We start from the raw sequence: 1,606 nt of genomic DNA, 5'->3' as shown, positions 1-1,606 counted from the left end.
CCAGACAGGGCCTAGGCTGATCCCGTGAAGGTCCTCGTCATCGGCGGCGGCGCCCGCGAACACGCCCTGTGCCGCGCCCTCTCGCTCGACCCCGACGTCCGCGAGCTGCACTGCGCGCCGGGCAACGCCGGCATCGCCGCCGTCGCCCGCCTGCACGCCGTCGACGTGCTCGACGGCGAAGCCGTCGCCGCGCTCGCCGCCGGCGTCGGCGCGGACCTCGTCGTCGTCGGCCCGGAGGCGCCCCTCTTCGCCGGGGTCGCCGACGCCGTACGGGCGCGCGGCATCGACTGCTTCGGACCGGGCGCCGAGGCGGCCCGGCTGGAGGGGTCGAAGGCGTTCGCGAAGGACGTGATGGCCGAGGCCGACGTCCCCACCGCCCGCGCCTACGTCTGCACCACCCCCGAGCAGGCCGACGCGGCGCTCGACGCCTTCGGCCCGCCGTACGTGGTCAAGGACGACGGGCTCGCGGCCGGCAAGGGCGTCGTGGTGACGGGGGACCTGGCGGCGGCACGCGCGCACGCGCGCGCCTGCACCGCCGCCGGGCAGGTGGTGATCGAGGAGTTCCTCGACGGCCCCGAGGTGTCCCTCTTCGCCGTCACGGACGGCGAGAGCGTCGTACCGCTGTCCCCCGCACAGGACTTCAAGCGCGCGTACGACGGCGACGCCGGCCCGAACACCGGCGGCATGGGCGCGTACACGCCGCTGCCGTGGGCCGACCCGAAGCTCGTCGACGAGGTCGTCGAGACCGTGCTGCAGCCGACCGTCGACGAGATGCGCCGCCGCGGCACGCCCTTCTCCGGCCTGCTGTACGCGGGCCTCGCGCTGACCTCGCGCGGCGTACGGGTCGTGGAGTTCAACGCCCGCTTCGGCGACCCCGAGACCCAGGCCGTCCTGGCCCGGCTGCGCACCCCGCTCGCCGGGCTGCTCCGGGCCGCCGCGCAGGGCCGGCTCGCCGCGTTCCCGCCGCTGGTGTGGAGCGACGACGCGGCCGTCACCGTGGTCCTGGCCGCCCGGGACTACCCCGCGAAGCCCCGTACGGGCGACGTCATCACCGGCCTGGCCGAGGCCGAGGCCGTCTCGGGCGACGCGTACGTACTGCACGCCGGTACCAAGCTCGATGACTCCGGCCAGGTTCTCAGCGCCGGCGGCCGGGTGCTGTGCGTCACCGCCGTGGGCGCGGATCTCACCGCCGCCCGCGACCGCGCCTACGAGGCGATTCGCCGGATCGGGCTGGACGGCGCGCACTACCGCGGGGACATTGCCGCGCGCGCCGCGGAGGCCGCCGCCGACTGAAATTTCACGGCGTCCCGACCTTTGCCCAAGGCCATTCCATCGGGTGACCGGGCGGCGGTCCTGCTGACGTGGCCGCGCCCCCCAACTATGGTGCACCTGCCCGACGTACCGGCCGTCCGGTCGGCCGCGTCCGGGCGGTGGGGGCCTGATCAGGCCAACTGGCCTACCGGCATTGCACGCGCCGTGGCCGGTGCGACAGTGGTGGAGTACGGCCGTTTCGCCTCGTTACGGCCGTTGCCCTACCCGTCGGCGGTTGAGGGGGTGAGGTACGGACGTGTCCACAGCGACCGGTACGGAGGCGGGTGCGCACGCC

The 1,606-nt window shown here is 75.2% G+C and carries 1 protein-coding gene; it reads left to right on the top strand.

Annotated features, from left to right (window positions below; genetic code table 11):
• The first annotated feature begins 24 nt into the window (after positions 1–24).
• Positions 25–1,293, top strand: a complete 1,269-nt coding sequence (purD, locus tag H5J30_RS32150; RefSeq protein ID WP_181791147.1) for a phosphoribosylamine--glycine ligase — start codon at positions 25–27, stop codon at positions 1,291–1,293.
• Positions 1,294–1,606: the final 313 nt, after the last annotated feature.

The organism is Streptomyces phytophilus (genome assembly GCF_013870535.1).
Classification (GTDB): domain Bacteria; phylum Actinomycetota; class Actinomycetes; order Streptomycetales; family Streptomycetaceae; genus Streptomyces; species Streptomyces phytophilus.
This window is presented reverse-complemented; position numbering and strand designations above follow the sequence as displayed.